We start from the raw sequence: 17095 nt of genomic DNA, 5'->3' as shown, positions 1-17095 counted from the left end.
TTGACCCCGTCTGCGAGGCTGCATAGCCTCATCAACCAGCGACGTCCGCCGAGCCCTTTTCAACATCGGGCGGGACATCCCCACCAGCGAGCCCTCGGCCGGAATGACGAAGGCGATGTCGCCCTTGTCCTTGTATTTGGCGCGATAGGCGTTGAAGTCGTAATCGATCATGATCGGGATCTCGCCCGACAGCACCCGCGCATACGAGGTCTGCTTGGGCACGATCGGGTCGTTCTTGGAAAGCTTGGCGAAGAAGTCGATGCCCGGCTGCCAGTTGGTGAAATCGCCGCCCATGGCGCGGTTGATGGCAACCGCGCCGGCATAGCCGACAAAGGCGCTGGTCGGGTCGAGATAGCCGACCATGCCCTTATAGGCCGGGTCGAGCAGGTCTTCCCAACGCTGCGGCACCGGCGCGCCGCCCAGGGCCTCGACATTCACGAACAGGCCGATGGTGCCGGAATGGATGGTGAACCAGCGGCCATCGGGATCCTTCAGACCCTCGGCGATGTCGTCGAAACCGGCCGGGCGGTAGGGTTCCACCAGCCCCTGTTCGGCGGCCTGGATGCCGAAGGACACGCCGTAATAGGCGACATCGGCGACCGGATTGGCGCGCTCGGCGGTCAGCTGCGCCACGGTCTGGCCGGAATTCTTGTTGTCATGGGGCACATCCAGGCCCAGTTCAGCCTTGATCGCCTGAAGCTGGCTGGCCCAGTCGGCCCATTCCGGCGGGCAGTTATAGCAGATGGCATCGGCGGCGGCGGCATCTTGCGCCGGGGTCGCGGCGGCGGCTAGGATCAGCCCGGCCGCGACGGTCATCGATTTCAGAGCGGTTCCGATCATGGGTCAGCTTGTCCTTGTCGACAGGTCCAGGTCGGCGACCGGTGAGGCGGCGGGGGCTTGCTTGGCGGCGTTCCCCGTCGTCTCGACCGGTGCCATGGATGGCGTGGGTCGGGTGAAACAGACCGGACCGGCGGAGCCGGCGGGCCTGAGGGTGAAGGGCAGCAGGTGATGGCCCGGAGCACTGCCGGGCGGGGCACTGCCGGGGGCAGGCCGGTCGCCATCGGCCGTCATCAGCGCGATCAGATGGCGGGCGGCGATGCCCCCCATCGCCCGTGACGGCTGAACCACGGTGGCCAGTGGCGGGTTCAGATGGGCGCCCAGCGCGATGCCGTCGAAGCCGAAGACACTGACATCGCCCGGCACCGACAGGCCCTGCCGGGTCAGCGCGCCGATGGTGGCGATCGCCAGCCAGTCATTGGAACAGAACAGCGCCGTCGGCAGGCCGTCGGGGCCGCTGGCGAAGGCTTTGAGCGCCGCATCCGGGTCGGGCGCCTCGAAATCCACCTCATGCACACAAGGCCGGGGAAGCCCCGAGGCGCGGGCGCCGTCGAGGAAGCCGGCCAGGCGCGCGGCTGCCCGGTCCGATCCGCCCAGCGCACCGGTGATCATCCCCAGCCGCCGATGGCCCAGCGCCACCATATGCAGCGCCACCGCCCGGCCGGCGGCGACATTGTCGACCGTCACCGTCGGCACGGCGCGGGTCGGGGCCGGCTGGTTGTAGATCAGCACATGGGGCAGCCCGGCCTGATCCAGGCTGTCCAGGGCCGGGCTGGTTGCGGGGGCGGCCACCGTCAGGATCATGCCATCGACCCGATAGGCCAGCAGCGCCTCGACCGCGCGCTGTTCCTCGGCGGCATCGTAATTCGACACGCCGAACAGCAGGGTGAAGCCGGCGGCGCGGGCCTCGGCCTCGATACCGGCGACGGCATCGGCGAAGACCGGATTTCCCAGTGACGGGATCATCACCCCGATCAGCCGGCTGCGCCGCGATTTCAGGCTGCGACCCATGCCGTTGGGCCGGAAGCCCAGCTCGGCGACGGCGGCCTGCACCCGTGCCGCCGCATCAGGCCCCACCCGGCCGGTGCCGTTCAGCAGCCGCGACACGGTCGCGACCGACACGCCGGCGCGGTTGGCGACATCACGAATGGTGGCGGGCATCGGGGTGACTCCGTCTGCGGCGGGGGACGCGGCGGCCCGGGCAGTGTGTGGTCCGGGTGACCCGTGGTGGGCGGGTGGGGCACAGAATGCGGCGGAAATGGCCGTGGGTAAACGTTTACATGATGACGTTTCAAAGACGTCGGCATGATGCAGATCTTGCTGCGGCGCAGCGTGTGCAGGATGGAGGCGCAGCAAAAGGAATGCCCCCGCATGCCATGCGGGGGCATTCCGTCACGATGTCGAAACGCTGCTCAGACAGCCGGTCAGCCGCCGATCACACCGCCATCGGCCTTGGTGATCGCCACGACCGAGGGGCGCGGCGGCACACCGTCCTTGAAATCGGGCCAGCGGGTCGAGGGGGTGTCGAAGCTCGACCCCTTGTCCTCGCCCGGATGCTGCACCGCCACGAACAGGGTGGTGTTGTCGGGGGTGAAGCAGGGGCCGCACATCTCGGCGCCGGTCGGCACGCGATAGAAATGCCGCGGCACCGCGCGGCCGGCGCCGGTGGTATCGGTGGCATAGACGCCGTCGGCGATCTGGCGCTTGCCGGCGGCCGAGCCCTGGTCGGTGGTGATCCACAACCGGCCCTTGTTGTCGAAGGCGCAGTTGTCGGGGCAATAGAGCTGGCCGGCCTCAGTGGTGCCGGCGCCATAGACCGCGCCGTCTTCGGGCTTGCCGGCCATCAGGAACATGTCCCAGGTGAAGCGGCTGGCGGTGTGGTCGCCATCGGGGGCGGTCAGCTCGATCACCTGACCGGTCTCATTCTTGGCGCGCGGATTGGCGGCGTCGAGCTGGTCGGCGGTGCGCTTGTTGTTATTGGTCAGCATGACATAGACCTTGCCCGTCACCGGGTTCGGCTCGACGTCTTCGGGCCGGTCCATGCGGGTGGCGCCCAGCAGGTCGGCGGCGCGGCGGGTTTCGATCAGCACGTCGGCGGCAGAATTGAAGCCGTTGGCCGGCGTCAGCGGGCCCTGGCCCCAATCGAGCGGCAGCCATTCCAGCGCACCGTCGTCGGAGAATTTCGCGACCGACAGCCGGCCGTCATCCAGGATGTCGCGGGCGGTGGCGGGGTTGGCGCGGTCGAGTTTCGCCGAGGCGATGAAGCGGTAGAGATACTCGAACCGCTCGTCATCGCCCATATAGACCACGACCGTGCCGTCATCGCCGACATGGACATTGGCGGCTTCGTGCTTCATGCGGCCCAGGGCGGTGCGCTTCTTCGGCATCGAGGCCGGGTCATAGGGGTCGATCTCGACGATCCAGCCGAAGCGGTTCGGCTCGGTGGGGTTGGCGTCGATATTGAAGCGGGCATCGAAACGGTGCCACTGATACCAGGGCTCGTCGGTGATGCCATAGCGCTTGTGGTTGGCTGCCTCGGCGCCGGTCGGGGTGCCGGCGAAATAGCCGTGGAAATTCTCTTCCGCCACCAGAACCGTGCCCCAGGGCGTGACGCCGCCGGCGCAGTTGTTGATGGTGCCGATCACCTGGGTGCCGGTCGCGTCGTCCCGGGTCTTCAGCCGGTCATGGCCGGCGGCGGGGCCGGTCAGCACCATCGGCGTGGTGCCGGTGTCGATGCGGCGCGCATAGCGGCTGCCCTCGACCACGGCCCATTTGCCGTTGCTGCGCTTCACCTCGATCACCGACTGGCCATGGGCCGCGATCTCGACCGCGACCTGCGCCTCGTTGAGCTGGGTGTCGGCCGTCACGCCCGCGAACATCATGTCGGCGCTGGTGTATTCATGGTTCACGACCAGCAGGCCATGATCGGATGCGTCCGACCCGGCCGGCAGCGGCAGATAGCCGATGAAGTCGTTGTTATAGCCGAACTGGCGGCGCTGCCCGTCGGCGGTCTGGGCGGCGGGATCGAAGGCCGGCGCATCGGCCAGCACCTTGTCGCCCCAGCGGATCAGCACGTCGGCCGAATAGCCCGGCGCCACCGCGTCGGCGGTGGTATAGCCCACCGGCACCTCGGTGAAGCCCAGCGTGGTGGCGGCGGCATCGGCCGCATGCGCCGCACCGGCGAGACCGGTGGTGCCGAGCAGCCCCGCGGTCAGCGCGCCACCGGCAACGACCGCGGCAGTGCCACCGAACAGGCCCTTCAGCGCCGTGCGGCGGCTGAAACGACGATCGATGATCTCGCCGATCGACGGGCCGGCCAGGGTCTTGTTGGTGGGGTTGGCATCGTCTTCATCGTAACGCAGCGGCCGGTCGCCCCGCGGAGCCATCTCGGTCATGATCCGACATCCTCATTCACGCAAATGGCCGCCGGTCGCGTGCGCCGACGGCCGTGTTGCGGTGAAATTAACCGGAGGTCGTGACAGGCTGGTGACACCGGAATGAAAGATCCGGCGTGATACCGGCCAGGGCCGCACGGGCAGCGGGTCAGGCCGCAGTGCCCTGCACATCCAGCGCATAGCCGGCCGAGCGGACAGTGCGGATCAGGTCGGGCAGGTTCTCGCCGTTCAATGCCTTGCGCAAGCGGCGGATATGAACATCGACCGTGCGCGGCTCGACATAGATATCCTGGCCCCAGACGCCATCCAGCAGTTGCTCGCGGGAAAACACCCGGCCGGGATGTTCCATCAGGAAGCGCAGCAGGCGGAACTCGGTCGGGCCCAGATGCACCGGCTCGGCCGAGCGGGTCACTTTGTGGGCCGCCAGATCCATCTGCAGATCGGCATAGGCCAGAACCTCTTCCGAAAAGGCCGGCCGGATCCGGCGCAGCACGGCGCGGATGCGGGCGATCACCTCCTGCGGCGAGAACGGCTTGGGCACGTAATCATCGGCGCCGCTGTCGAGTCCGCGCACGCGGTCGGTTTCCTCGCCCCGCGCGGTCAGCATGATGATCGGCAGATTGCGGGTCTCAGGGTCGCGGCGCAACTGGCGGCAGAGTTCCAGCCCCGAGAGCTTGGGCAGCATCCAGTCCAGCAGCAGGACGTCGGGCTTCACCTCGCGGATGCGCCACAGCGCCTCCTCGCCATCATTCGCTTCCTCGACGGCGAAGCCTGCGCGTTCGAGATTATAGCGCAGAATGGTGACGATCGCGGTTTCGTCTTCGACGACCATGATCTTCGGACGCATCGCTCGGGTGTCCTCCATGGGCGTTACGCGGCGGCGGCATCAGGGTCGCGGCCTGCCGGGTCGGATGTTTTCAAGAGGGGAGGCGGGGCAGTGCCGGGTCTGGAGAGAAGGGCGCGCGCGGAACCGGCCTCGGAAGGCCGGTTCCGCCGGCGGGTCAGTCGTCGACGGCGGCGTCGCCCGACCGGTTGATCACGGTCTCGGTCTTGGGGCGCAGGGTGTCGGGCTTGCTGCCCTCGACCACGAAGATCACCTGTTCGGCGATGTTGGTGGTGTGGTCGCCCATGCGCTCGATGTTCTTGGCGATGAACAGCATATGGGTGCAGGCGGTGATGTGGCGCGGGTCTTCCATCATGTAGGTCAGAAGCTCGCGGAACAGGCTGTTATGCAGCTCGTCGACCTCGGCATCATTGCGCCAAACCGCGCGGGCACGGTCGGCATCGCGCTCGACGAAGGCGTCGAGCACGTCCTTCAGCATCCGCTGCACCACGGCTGCCATACGCGGCAGCACATGCACCGGGCGCACCGGTGCCGCCTGGTTCAGAATGATCGCGCGCTTGGCGGCATTCTTGGCCAGATCGCCCATCCGCTCCAGCTCGGCCGCGATCCGCATCGCGGCGAAGGCCAGCCGCAGATCGTTGGCGACGGGAGAGCGCAGGGCGAACAGGCGCACCACCTGTTCCTCGATCATGTCTTCCAGGCCGTCGACCTTGCTGTCGCCGGCGACGACCTCGCTTGCAAGCTCGCTGTCGCGGCTGGCGATGGCGCGCATCGCCAGATCGATCTGGGTCTCGACCTGTCCGCCCATGCGGACGATGTCATTGCCGAGACGCGCGATTTCCTCGTCGAAGGATTTCACGATGTGCTGGCCGGTGATGGGCATGGGTGTCGTCTCCCCCTCAAGGCTTCCGGTCAGCCGAACCGGCCGGTGATGTAATCCTGGGTGCGGGTTTCACGCGGGTTGGTGAACACCTGCTCGGTATCGCCATATTCGACCAGCTGGCCCAGATGGAAGAAGGCGGTGCGCTGCGACACGCGGGCGGCCTGCTGCATCGAATGGGTGACGATCGCAATGGTGTAGTTCTCGCGCAGTTCGTCGATCAGTTCCTCGATGCGCGCGGTGGCGATCGGGTCCAGCGCCGAGCAGGGCTCGTCCATCAGGATCACTTCCGGATCGACCGCGATGGCGCGGGCGATGCACAGCCGCTGCTGCTGGCCGCCCGACAGGCCGGTGCCGCCTTCCTGAAGACGGTTCTTCACTTCCTCGAACAGACCGGCGCGCTTCAGCGACCGTTCGACGATATCGTCAAGCTCGGCGCGGCTGTCGGCCAGGCCATGGATGCGGGGCCCGTAGGCCACATTCTCGTAGATCGTCTTCGGGAAGGGGTTCGGCTTCTGGAACACCATGCCGACCCGCGCGCGCAACTGCACCACATCGACCGAGCGGTCATAGATGTCGGTGGTCTCAAGCTTCACCTTGCCGTCGATCCTGACGCCGGCGATGGTGTCGTTCATGCGGTTCAGGCAGCGCAGGAAGGTCGACTTGCCGCAGCCCGACGGGCCGATCAGCGCAGTGACGCTGTTGGCGAAGATGTCGAGGTCGACATCGAACAGCGCCTGCTTCTCACCATAGAACAGGTTGAGCTTGCGCGCGGTCATCTTGGGCACGGCGCCCGAGGGGATGGAGCTGCTGTTCATCGGGCGGAGTCTCCGCTGAAGGGTCCGGCCCGCGGCCCGGATCTTGCTGTCGGGCGCGCGGGATCAAGGGGCTTGGATCAGAGAGCGGGGCTCACCAGCGGCGCTCGAACCGCCGGCGCAGCACGATCGCGATCGCGTTCATCAGGATCAGGAAGCTCAACAGCACCAGAATGGCGGCCGCGGTCTTTTCGACAAAGGCGCGTTCCGGGCTGTCGGCCCACAAGAAGATCTGCACCGGCAGCACGGTCGCGGGCGACGAGAAGCCCCCGGGCGTGTCGGCGATGAAGGCGACCATGCCGATCATCAGCAGCGGGGCGGTTTCACCCAGCGCCTGGGCCATGCCAAGGATGGTGCCGGTCAGCACGCCGGGCATGGCCAGCGGCAGCACATGGTGGAACACCACCTGCACCGGGCTGGCGCCCAGCCCCTGGGCGGCCTGGCGGATCGACGGCGGCACCGCCTTCAGGGCGGCGCGGGTGGCGATGATGATGGTCGGCAGGGTCATCAGCGCCAGGGTGAAGCCGCCGACCACCGGCGCCGATCGTGGCATGCCGAAGAAGCCGATGAACACCGCCAGACCCAGCAGACCGAACACGATCGAGGGGACCGCCGCGAGGTTGTTGATGTTGACCTCGATCAGATCGGTCCAGCGGTTCTTGGGTGCGAATTCTTCCAGATAGATGGCGGTGGTGACGCCGATCGGGAAGGACAGGATGAAGCAGATGAACAGCGTCAGCGCCGATCCGACCGTGGCGCCCCAGATGCCAGCCAGCTCCGGCGACCGGCTGTCGGCGCCGGTGAAGAAGCGGACATTGAAGGCACGGTCGACGGCATCCTTGGCGTCCAGCGCGTCATACCAGCCCAGCACACGGTCATCGACCCGGCGCTGGTCTTCGGGCAGGTCACGATCGATCCAGCCCTTGTCCAGCATGTCGATATCACCTGAGGCCGTCAGCCAGATGGTCTGGGTGGTGCCGATCAGCTCGGGGTTCTCAAGCACGAAGTCGCGCAGCTCGAACCGGGCATCGCGGCTGAAGACGCCCAGCGACTTCAGGATATCGCGGCGCTGGGTGGCGCCGAAATTGTCGCGGACGATGTTGGTCATCAGGCCGGTGTAGTTGGCATCGCCGATGACCCGCAGGTCGCGATTTCCCTCAGGGTCGAGCAAAGCGGGGTCGAGATTGACCTCGACCGCGACCTGGGTCTGGGTGAAGGCGCCCAGACCCTGGCCGGCCAGGGTACTGAGCAGCACGACCAGCATGGTGATGGCCAGAAGGACGGCGCCGAGGCCATAGGCCTTGAAGCGGCGTTCCGAGCGGCGACGGGCCTTCAGGCGGGCGGCGGCGGCCGCCCCGGCATGGGGGCTTTCCCGGCGGATGGCGGGGGCGTTGGTCTGGTCCATGGTGCTGTCGGTCATGACCTGTGGCTCCCGTCGCTCAATCATATGCCTGGCGGTATTTGCGGACGATGTGCAGGGCGACCACGTTCAGCGCCAGCGTCATCACGAACAGCACCAGGCCCAGGGCGAAGGCGGCCAGTGTCTTGGCGCTGTCGAATTCCTGATCGCCGACCAGAAGGGTCACGATCTGCACGGTCACCGTGGTCACCGCCTCGAACGGGTTGGCGGTCAGGTTGGCGGCAAGACCGGCGGCCATCACCACGATCATCGTCTCGCCGATCGCGCGGGAGAAGGCGAGCAGGCAGGCGGCGGCGATGCCCGGCAGCGCCGCGGGCAGGATGACCAGCTTGATGGTCTCCGACGTCGTGGCGCCAAGGCCCAGCGAGCCGTCGCGCATGGTCTGGGGCACGGCATTGATCACGTCGTCGGTCAGCGAGGACACGAAGGGGATGATCATGATGCCCATCACCAGACCGGCGGCCAGCGCCGATTCCGACGCGGCATCGATGCCCAGGCTCTCGCCGAAGCCGCGCACCAGCGGCGCCACGGTCAGGGCGGCGAAGAAGCCATAGACCACGGTGGGGATGCCGGCCAGGATCTCAAGCAGCGGCTTGGCGACCGCGCGGGTGCGGCGGCCGGCATATTCCGACATGTAGATGGCGGCCAGCAGGCCGATCGGGATGGCGACCAGCAGGGCGATGAAGGTGATCAACAGGGTGCCCGCGAACAGCGGGATGATACCGAACGAGCCTTCCGCCGCCACCTGATCGGCGCGGATCGCGATCTGCGGGCTCCAGTGCAGGCCGAACAGGAAGTCGAAGATCGGGATGCGCTGGAAGAAGCGGATCGATTCGAACAGCACCGACAGCACGATGCCGATGGTGGTGAAGATCGACAATGTCGAGGCGATGATCAGCAGGATGCGCAGGATCCGCTCGACCCGGTTGCGGGAGCGGAAGTCGGGGGTGATCCGCCGATAGGCGAAGGTGAGGCCGGCCAGCGCCAGCGCCATACCGATACCGGCGAAGGCCAGGTTCACCGTGCGGGTCAGGCCAAGGATGATCGAGGCCGCTTCCTGCACCGCCGGGGTCGGTTCCCGCGAGACGATGTTGCCGGTGGCGAGGTTGTAGGCATCGGCCATGAACAGATTGACCGGGCCGCTGCCGGCAGCGACCACGTCGGGCGGAATGACATCCGACACGGCGCCGTTGATCAGTGGCGTGCGCAGCACGATCCAGGCCAGCGCCATCAGGATCGCGGGCAGGCCGCACCACAGCGCGACATACCAGCCGTAATATCCCGGACGCGAATGCAGCGTCGACATCTTGCCGCCGGCAAGCGACATCGACCGTCTGCGTCCCAGGAAAAATGCGATCGCGCTCAGGATCAGCACGATCAGCACGAATGAGCTTACCGTCATGCGCCGCCTCTGCCCTTCAGGCATCGGACCGATACGGGGGTCATGTCGTCGTTCCGCCGCCCCGGCCCGGTCAGGATAACGGCGGCTTCACGGGGCACAAACCGGTGCCGGGCGAAGCCGCCGCTGTTGTCACGTCAGGCATTCACGGGGATCATGGGATGATGACCGCCCATGGATATGCCGTCGGTCACATCTTCATCGGGGTCAGCGACTGCGCGGTCTTGGCGACCTCGGCGCGCGCCGCATCCGGCAGGGCGATCAGGCCGCGCTGGGCCAGATAGCCAACCGGGCTGAAGGCGTCTTCCGAGGTGAACTCGGTGACATATTCCTTGATGCCCGGCACGGTGCCGACATGGGCGTTCTTGACGTAGAAGTACATCGAGCGCGAGACCGGGTATTCGCCGCTGGAGATGGCGTCATATTCCGGCGCCACGCCTTCGACGGTGGCGGCCTTCACCTTGTCGCCGTTCTCTTCCAGGAAGCTGTAGCCGAAGATGCCGAAGGCGGTCGGGGTCGAGACCAGCTTCTGCACGATCAGGTTGTCGTTCTCGCCAGCTTCGATGAAGGCGCCGTCTTCACGCATCGACTTGCAGACCGCGCCGCGCATCTTCTTGTCTTCGATGGCCTTCACGGCGTCGAACTCTTCGCAGCCATGCTCCATGACCAGTTCGACGAAGGCGTCACGGGTGCCCGAGGTCGGAGGGGGGCCCAGAACCTCGATCGCCTCGTTCGGCAGCGACGGATCGATCTCGTTCCAGTTCTTGTACGGATTGTCGACCAGCTTGCCGTCGACCGGAACCTGCTTGGCCAGCGCCTGCCAGATCTCGGCGCGGCTGATGTCCATCGTCGGGCCGTTGATGTTGTTGGCCAGCACGATGCCGTCGAAGCCGATCTTCACCTCGGTGACCTCGGTGGCGCCGTTCTTGGCGCATTCCTCGACCTCGGACTTCTTGATCCGGCGCGAGGAATTGGTGATGTCGGGGAACTGGGTGCCGACGCCGGCGCAGAACAGCTTCAGGCCGCCGCCCGAACCGGTGCTCTCGATGACCGGGGTCGGGAAGCCCGAGGTCTTGCCGAATTCCTCGGCGACCGCGGTCGCAAACGGATAGACGGTCGACGAGCCGACGATGCGGATCTGGTCGCGGGCGAGGGCCGGGGTGCTGATCGCAATGATCGCAACCGCCGACAGAAGCGCGGCTTTCTTGAACACGGTTCCAACTCCTGTTGGATGTAAACTTGTGTGCTGTCCGGTGGCCGTGCGCCGACCGGTACCGATCTCGAACGCGGCGGCGGCGGATGTCTTTCCACCTCGGCCTGCGCACCCCATGGTCTAATCCTGCTCAGAGACGGGAATATCACAGTTCGATGACAGAATTGTGACGAGCGGCCATGGCTGCAATGCATGGCAGCCTCCCGCTAAATCAAGCTGTTTCATTGGCTTAATCCAGGACAGGCGGGGGTTTCCGTCCATGCGGACCATGCCCCAACGGTTGTCTAGAAAACCAGCATCCCGTCACGGAAGCACTTGGTCTCCTTACATAAAATCGCGGCGGGGCTGGCCCCGCCGCGCGATGATCATGACAACCTTGTTGCCCCTGTTCAGCCTGTGCGTGTGACCAGACCTGCCGATATCAGCCGTCGAACAGGTAATCGGCCGGGTTGGCCGCGCGGGTCATGCGCCAGAAGTCGTCATTGCGCCAGGGGGTGATCGCCACCACCCGCCCCCGACTGTTGCGATACCAGTTATCGGTGCCCTGATGGGTCCAGACCATGCGGTCGTGGTGGGCATCGACCTGCTGGTTGTAGCGGTCGTGAACATCGGCGCGGACTTCGATGGTTCGGGCCCTGCGGGCGAACATCCGCTCCAGCGCGCTGATCAGGTAATCGGTCTGCAGTTCCACGGCGGCGATGATACTGCCGCCATGGCCCAGCCCGACATTCGGCCCCAGCAGGGTGAAGAGATTGGGGAAGCCCGGAATGGTGGTGCCCAGATAGGCGCGGGCGTCGTCGCCATGCCAGACCTCGGCCAGCCGGCGGCCGTCACGGCCGACGACGTCGACCGACGCCAGGAACTCAGTTGCCCTGAAGCCGGTGGCCATCACCAGAACGTCGGCCTGATGGCGGCTGCCATCGCCGGCAATCAGGGTGCTGCCGCGCACCTCCGCCAGCCGCTCCGTCACCAGCGAGACATTGTCGCGGGCGATCGTGCGATACCAGCCATTATCCAGCAGCATGCGCTTGCCGAAGGGTGGGTATTCGGGCAGCACCTTGTCGACCAGATCGGGGCGATCGGCCAGTTCCGCGCGGATATAGGCGGTGAAGGCGCGGCGATGGCCGTCATTGACCGCATTCATGGCCCGCTCAGGATGCGGCCAGTCGGAATCCTTCTGCAACGAGCCGTGAATGCGGTCGTTGAAGGTCCAGGCCAGACGCTGGCGATACCAGGCCTGATACAGCGGCAGGTTGCGCAGCAGGAAGCGGACCGGGTCGGGCACCGGCTTCCTGAATTGCGGAAAGGGCGCGGCCCACTGCTTCGACCGCGCCAGGATAGTCAGATGCGCCACCTGACCGGCGATCGCCGGCGCCACCTGCATCGCCGATGCGCCATTGCCGATGATGGCGACGCGTTGCCCGGCAAGATCCAGCCCCCCGGGCCAGCGGGCGGTGTGAAAGCACGGGCCGTTGAAGCCATCGAGCCCGGGGATATCGGGCACCAGCGGGGTGTTCAGCACGCCCACGGCGCTGACCACGATATCGGCGGCCAGGCTGTCGGTGCGGCCATCATCGCCACGCGTCGTGACCGTCCACCGGCAGACGGTGGCGTCCCAGCGCGCGGCCTGAACGGTGGTGTCGAAGCGGGTGCAGGACCGCAGGTCGAAGCGCTCGGCCACGCCTTTGAAATAGGCGAACAACTCGCCCTGAAGCGCGAAATACTCCGGCCAGTCGTGCTGGGCGAACGAGAAGGAATAGATATGGTTGGGGGTATCGACCCCGGCGCCGGGATAGCGGTTCTCGCGCCAGGTGCCGCCGAAATCATGGCCCTTTTCCACGATCGTCACCCGGATGCCGCGCGCGCGCAGCCGGATGGCGGCGCAGATCCCCGACACGCCGGCGCCGATGATCACCGCATGAAAGCCTGCCGGGACAGCGGCGGCGCCGGTCGTGCCGTCGACGGCCGTGTCCAGCCGGTGCGGCTTCAGCCCAAGGCCGGAGGCGATGATCTCGCCATAGTCATCCGGCACCGGCTCGGCCATCGCCACGCTCAACATCCGCACCAGCAGGTCGTCGGATGGTGCCGGCATCGCCACTGGCCGGCCATCGCGCCAGGCCAGAACCGCCGCGAGCGCCGCGTCGCGGATGCGGGCCTGGATGTCGTGGGCCAGGCCGCCATCGTCGTTGTCGTCGAGCCCCCGGCCCCGGCGCGGCCGATATGGCGCGTTCAGCCAGGACGGATCGCCGGTCAACTGCACCAGCACCATCAGCAGTGTGGGGATGTTGGCGATGCGGATCGCCGCGGCAAAGGCCGCATCCGGGGCCGCACGGGCTTCGTCGGATGGCGGCGTGATGCCGGGGACGGGCGTCTGAATGGTCATGCCGAAGGTTTCCTCACCCCATCTACGGGGTTCATCCCCGCCTGTTGACGCGTGTCGGGCCTTGGTTTACGGTAATTAAGCCGATCGTTTTAGTCGATAGATTTATATGATCGACTTAATCGTGAGATGGCAATCCGGAGCCAGGGCTGCACCGACGGGTGGCGAACAGAGAGGATAACCGCATGACCATGGCGCATGCCGCGGCCGAGCCCTACCGGCGTGCCCTGGCGATGGTCGGGGACAGCGAGATCCGCGTGGACGGCATCTGCCATCCGCGCTTCACGGCGGTGGCCGATGCCTTCGCCTGCAATTTCACCACACATAACGAGGCCGGCGCCTCGGTGAGCGTGGTGCAGGACGGCCGGGTGGTGGTGGATCTGTGGGGCGGCATCGCCGACCCCGCCACGGGCCGGGCCTGGGACCGCGACACGGTGGTGGTGGTGTTCTCGGCCACCAAGGGGGCGACGGCGCTGTGCCTGCATCTGCTGGCGGCGCGCGGGCGGCTGGATCTGGATGCGCCGATCGCCGATGTCTGGCCGGATTTCGCCGCCCATGGCAAAGGCCGCGCGACCGCGCGGATGATCCTGGATCACAGCATCGGCCTGCCGGTCATCCGCGCCCGGTTGAAGGTCGATTGCCTGACCGATCCCGATTACATGGTGGCTCATCTGGCCGACGAGACACCGTTCTGGGAACCCGGCACCCGCACCGGCTATCATCCCCTGACCATGGGTTTCCTGGCCGGCGAGTTGATCCGGCGGGTCGACGGCCGCGACCTAGGGGATTTTTTCGCCGACGAGATCGCCCGGCCGCTCGGCCTGGATTTCTGGATCGGGCTGCCAGAGGCGCGGGAGCCCCGGGTGGCGCCGGTGATCGTCCACCGGCCGGTGCGTGATGTGCCGCCAAGCCCGTTCCTGATGGCGGCGCGTGAGGCTGGCAGCATCCAGAATCTGTTCGTGTTCAATCATGGTGACTGGGCGGCGCGCGGCGTGAATACCCGCGCCGGGCGTGCCGCCGTGATCGGTGCCGCCAGCGGGGTGACCAATGCTCGTGGTCTGGCCGGGATGTATGCGGCATTGCTGGCGCCGGCGGGCGATCCGCTGGGACTTGGCGGCGACCGCATCGCCCGCTTCGCCGATCCCATGGGTGCCACCCAGATGGATGCCACGCTGCTGCAGCCGACCTGTTTCGGTCCCGGCTTCATGCTGCGGATGGACAATCGCGGTCGGCCAGGCAACCCCGACAGCCTGATCATCGGCCGGTCCGCCTTCGGTCATGTCGGCGCCGGCGGATCAGTGGGCTTCGCCGACCCTGATCACGGCCTGGCCTTCGGCTATGCCATGACCCGCATGGGGCCGGGGCTGCTGCTGAACCCGCGCGGCCAGTCGCTGGTGGACGCGGCCTATCGGTGCCTGTAGGGCCGGCTTGTCCACATTCCATCCCCTGCTTCTCCACCGCTTTTCACCAGCTTCTTCACCGGTTTCTCCACGAGTTTTCCCACAGGTTATCCCCCCGTTCTTCTCCCGTTCTTCCCCAGAATATCCCGATAATATCCCCAGATTTATCCACAAGGCCGCCCACAACGGAGACCCATATGGACCAGGACCTGTCGCCCGCCCCCGCCGATGGCGGCATGCCCGCCGTCACGGCCGAGGATGCGACCCGCGACCGCCTGAAGATGGCGGCACGGCGGCTGTTCTCGCTGCATGGCATCGACGCGGTGTCGGTGCGCGCCATCGTGACGGCGGCGGGTATGCGCAACGGCGCCTCGCTGCACTATTACTTCGGCTCAAAGGACGCGCTGGTGCGCGAACTGGTGGTGGACGCGGCGAAGCGCAGCGACCGGGCGCGCCGTCTCAGGCTGGATGCGATGGAGGCCGCCGGCGGCCCGCGCGCCGCGCGCGACGTGGTGCGGCTGATGGTCGAGGTGGAAACCATCGGCACCGGCGATCCCGACGAGGTCGGGGACCTGCCGATCGGCTTCGGCCATATGCGCTTCGTGATGGCGGTGCAGGTCAACCATCGCGGCCTGTTCCTGGACGCGGTCGGTGATCGCTGGGTGTCGAGCTATATGCGCTGTATCGACCATCTGCGCCGGTTGCTGGCGCATCTGCCGGCGCCGTTGGTCAGCCAGCGCCTGGCCTTCATGGCCCTGTTCATGAACAGCGGTCTGGCGGCGCGTGAGGCCGCCTTCGAGGCGGATCCCTCAGGCGGCGGGTTGTGGGGCAGGCCCTATGCGCTCGACAATCTGATCAGCGCCATCTGCGGCGCGCTCGACGCGCCGCTGATACCGGAGCTTGAGACGCGCGGGCCCGACTGAGCCCGCGCGTCTCATCGGCTGTGGGGTGGCGGCGGGTCAGCCCTCTGCGAAATCCTGGCGCAGCGTGCGCTTCAGGATCTTGCCGGCGGTGTTGCGCGGCAGGGCGTCGATGAAGTGGACGGTCTTCGGCACCTTATAGGCGGCCAGACGCTCGCGGGCATGGGCGATCAGGGTTTCGGCATCGACCTCGTGGCCGGGGCGCAGCACCACCATCGCGGTCACCGCCTCGATCCATTTCGGATCGGGCAGGGCGATCACCGCCACCTCCGACACCGCCGGATGGGTGAACAGCGCGTCCTCGACCTCACGGCTGGCCACGATCACGCCGCCGGTCTTGATCACATCCTTGACCCGGTCGACGACGAACAGGAATCCGCCCTCGTCAAAATAGCCGACATCGCCGGAATGGAACCAATCGCCCGAGAAGGCCTCTTCGGTTTCGTCGGGCTTGTTCCAATAGCCGATCAGCAGTTGCGGCGAGCGGTGGACAATCTCGCCCTGTTCGCCCGGCGCCATGTCGTTCATCTGCGCGTCGACGATGCGGGTTTCCACATTCATCACCGGCCGGCCGGCCGAGGCCGGGCGGTCGGTGTGCTCATCGGGGCCGAGCACGGTGGCGATCGGCCCGATCTCGCTCTGGCCATAGCAGTTATAGGGCCGGGCGCCGGGCAGCCGCTGGCGCAGTTCCTCAAGCACCGGCACCGGCATGATCGAGGCGCCGTAATAGACATTGGTCAGCGTGGCGAGGTCGCGGCGGTCGAAATCCTCGTGACGCAGCAGGCTGATCCACACGGTCGGGGGCGCGAAGAACGAGGTGATCGCCTCGCGCTCGATCAGCTCCAGACACAGCGCCGGCACCGGGGTCTGGATCACGATGGAGGTGGCGCCGACCAGGATCTGCGGTATGGTGAAGCAGTGCATCTGCGCCGAATGATACAGCGGCAGGGCGGCCAGCGCCCGGTCGCTGCCCTTCAGGTTCAGCTCGACGATGCAACTGGCATATTCGGCCAGCAGCGCGCGGTGGGTCATCATCGCGCCCTTGGGGGCCGACGTGGTGCCCGACGTATACAGGATCTGGGCAAGGTCCTCGTCAGCCACGCCCGCATCCAGCGGCGCCGCGTCGTCGGCCGCCAGCGCGATCGCCAGCGGATCGAAGGCACTGCCGGTCATCGGCGCCGACAGCAGCAGATCCACACGGTCCGCCACCGCCAGCGCGGTGCGGGCCAGATCGGGATCGTGGATCAGGCCGCGGGCGCCCGACTGTTCGACGATGTAATGCAGTTCGGGCTCGGTGAGGGCATAGTTGATCGGCACATGCACCAGGCCGGCGCGCAGCGCGCCCAGCCAGACCAGCAGATAGGTATCGGAATTGCGGGCATAGACCGCCAGCCGGTCGCCCTTCGTGAAGCCCAGATCCAGCAGCCGCCGGCCGATGGCGTCGGCGGCGCGGTTGATCTGTGCGAAGCTCCAGCACCGCTCGCCATGGATCAGCGCGGTCTGGTCGCGGAACCTGGCGGCGGAACGGCGCACGGCGTCGTTGATGGTGTTTCTGCGGATCACATTCGACATGGCATTTCCCCGGTGGGCTT

At 66.8% G+C, this 17095-nt stretch carries 13 protein-coding genes; 2 read left to right on the top strand and 11 right to left on the bottom strand.

Annotated elements, in window-relative coordinates:
• From IEW15_RS19330 to IEW15_RS19285, 10 genes are all read right to left on the bottom strand, one after another.
• Window positions 1-840: ABC transporter substrate-binding protein (locus IEW15_RS19330; protein ID WP_188580978.1), on the bottom strand; the 840-nt coding region annotated here is incomplete at its 3' end.
• A 3-nt stretch (window positions 841-843) separates the two neighbouring features.
• Complete coding sequence (locus IEW15_RS19325; RefSeq protein ID WP_188580976.1) at window positions 844-1998, bottom strand: LacI family DNA-binding transcriptional regulator; 1155 nt, start codon at window positions 1996-1998, stop codon at window positions 844-846.
• A gap of 263 nt (window positions 1999-2261) precedes the next feature.
• Window positions 2262-4232: a PhoX family protein gene (locus IEW15_RS19320; RefSeq protein ID WP_188580974.1), complete on the bottom strand. Its 1971-nt coding sequence runs from the start codon at window positions 4230-4232 to the stop codon at window positions 2262-2264.
• A gap of 148 nt (window positions 4233-4380) precedes the next feature.
• On the bottom strand, window positions 4381-5079 hold the full coding sequence (phoB, locus tag IEW15_RS19315) for a phosphate regulon transcriptional regulator PhoB (RefSeq protein ID WP_188580972.1): 699 nt from the start codon (window positions 5077-5079) through the stop codon (window positions 4381-4383).
• A gap of 154 nt (window positions 5080-5233) precedes the next feature.
• On the bottom strand, window positions 5234-5959 hold the full coding sequence (gene phoU, locus IEW15_RS19310) for a phosphate signaling complex protein PhoU (protein ID WP_188580970.1): 726 nt from the start codon (window positions 5957-5959) through the stop codon (window positions 5234-5236).
• A gap of 29 nt (window positions 5960-5988) precedes the next feature.
• Window positions 5989-6774 carry a phosphate ABC transporter ATP-binding protein PstB gene (pstB, locus tag IEW15_RS19305; RefSeq protein WP_188580968.1) on the bottom strand — a complete coding sequence of 262 codons (786 nt, stop codon included), beginning with the start codon at window positions 6772-6774 and terminating at the stop codon, window positions 5989-5991.
• Window positions 6775-6865: 91 nt separating this feature from the next.
• Window positions 6866-8191 (bottom strand): phosphate ABC transporter permease PstA, encoded by a 1326-nt coding sequence (gene pstA / locus IEW15_RS19300; protein ID WP_188580966.1) that lies wholly within the window; start codon window positions 8189-8191, stop codon window positions 6866-6868.
• 19 nt (window positions 8192-8210) lie between these two features.
• Window positions 8211-9593, bottom strand: a complete 1383-nt coding sequence (gene pstC / locus IEW15_RS19295) for a phosphate ABC transporter permease subunit PstC (RefSeq protein WP_188580964.1) — start codon at window positions 9591-9593, stop codon at window positions 8211-8213.
• A 187-nt stretch (window positions 9594-9780) separates the two neighbouring features.
• On the bottom strand, window positions 9781-10803 hold the full coding sequence (locus IEW15_RS19290; protein WP_229708332.1) for a PstS family phosphate ABC transporter substrate-binding protein: 1023 nt from the start codon (window positions 10801-10803) through the stop codon (window positions 9781-9783).
• A 421-nt stretch (window positions 10804-11224) separates the two neighbouring features.
• Window positions 11225-13186 carry a flavin-containing monooxygenase gene (locus IEW15_RS19285; RefSeq protein WP_188580960.1) on the bottom strand — a complete coding sequence of 654 codons (1962 nt, stop codon included), beginning with the start codon at window positions 13184-13186 and terminating at the stop codon, window positions 11225-11227.
• A gap of 182 nt (window positions 13187-13368) precedes the next feature.
• Here IEW15_RS19285 and IEW15_RS19280 point away from each other — a divergent pair, with 182 nt between their 5' ends.
• Window positions 13369-14604, top strand: coding sequence for a serine hydrolase domain-containing protein (locus tag IEW15_RS19280; protein ID WP_229708331.1), 1236 nt, complete (start codon window positions 13369-13371; stop codon window positions 14602-14604).
• A gap of 176 nt (window positions 14605-14780) precedes the next feature.
• The gene (locus IEW15_RS19275) at window positions 14781-15506 is read left to right on the top strand and encodes a TetR/AcrR family transcriptional regulator (protein WP_229708329.1); all 726 of its coding nucleotides are present in this window, start codon (window positions 14781-14783) and stop codon (window positions 15504-15506) included.
• Window positions 15507-15542: 36 nt separating this feature from the next.
• On the opposite strand, the gene IEW15_RS19270 is transcribed toward IEW15_RS19275, so the two are convergent.
• Complete coding sequence (locus tag IEW15_RS19270) at window positions 15543-17075, bottom strand: acyl-CoA synthetase (RefSeq protein WP_188580958.1); 1533 nt, start codon at window positions 17073-17075, stop codon at window positions 15543-15545.
• Window positions 17076-17095: the final 20 nt, after the last annotated feature.

This window comes from Tistrella bauzanensis, assembly GCF_014636235.1.
Lineage (GTDB): Bacteria > Pseudomonadota > Alphaproteobacteria > Tistrellales > Tistrellaceae > Tistrella > Tistrella bauzanensis.
The sequence above is the reverse complement of the archived record's forward strand: the minus strand, read 5'-3'. Positions and strand labels throughout refer to the sequence as shown.

Excerpts from the sequence above, each read along its gene's own strand:
- IEW15_RS19325 (WP_188580976.1), bottom strand. The coding sequence starts at position 1,998 with ATGCCCGCCACCATTCGTGATGTCGCCAACCGCGCCGGCGTGTCGGTC.
- IEW15_RS19320 (WP_188580974.1), bottom strand. The coding sequence starts at position 4,232 with ATGACCGAGATGGCTCCGCGGGGCGACCGGCCGCTGCGTTACGATGAA.
- phoB (WP_188580972.1), bottom strand. The coding sequence starts at position 5,079 with ATGCGTCCGAAGATCATGGTCGTCGAAGACGAAACCGCGATCGTCACC.
- phoU (WP_188580970.1), bottom strand. The coding sequence starts at position 5,959 with ATGCCCATCACCGGCCAGCACATCGTGAAATCCTTCGACGAGGAAATC.
- pstB (WP_188580968.1), bottom strand. The coding sequence starts at position 6,774 with ATGAACAGCAGCTCCATCCCCTCGGGCGCCGTGCCCAAGATGACCGCG.
- pstA (WP_188580966.1), bottom strand. The coding sequence starts at position 8,191 with ATGACCGACAGCACCATGGACCAGACCAACGCCCCCGCCATCCGCCGG.
- pstC (WP_188580964.1), bottom strand. The coding sequence starts at position 9,593 with ATGACGGTAAGCTCATTCGTGCTGATCGTGCTGATCCTGAGCGCGATC.
- IEW15_RS19285 (WP_188580960.1), bottom strand. The coding sequence starts at position 13,186 with ATGACCATTCAGACGCCCGTCCCCGGCATCACGCCGCCATCCGACGAA.
- IEW15_RS19280 (WP_229708331.1), top strand. The coding sequence starts at position 13,369 with ATGACCATGGCGCATGCCGCGGCCGAGCCCTACCGGCGTGCCCTGGCG.
- IEW15_RS19275 (WP_229708329.1), top strand. The coding sequence starts at position 14,781 with ATGGACCAGGACCTGTCGCCCGCCCCCGCCGATGGCGGCATGCCCGCC.
- IEW15_RS19270 (WP_188580958.1), bottom strand. The coding sequence starts at position 17,075 with ATGTCGAATGTGATCCGCAGAAACACCATCAACGACGCCGTGCGCCGT.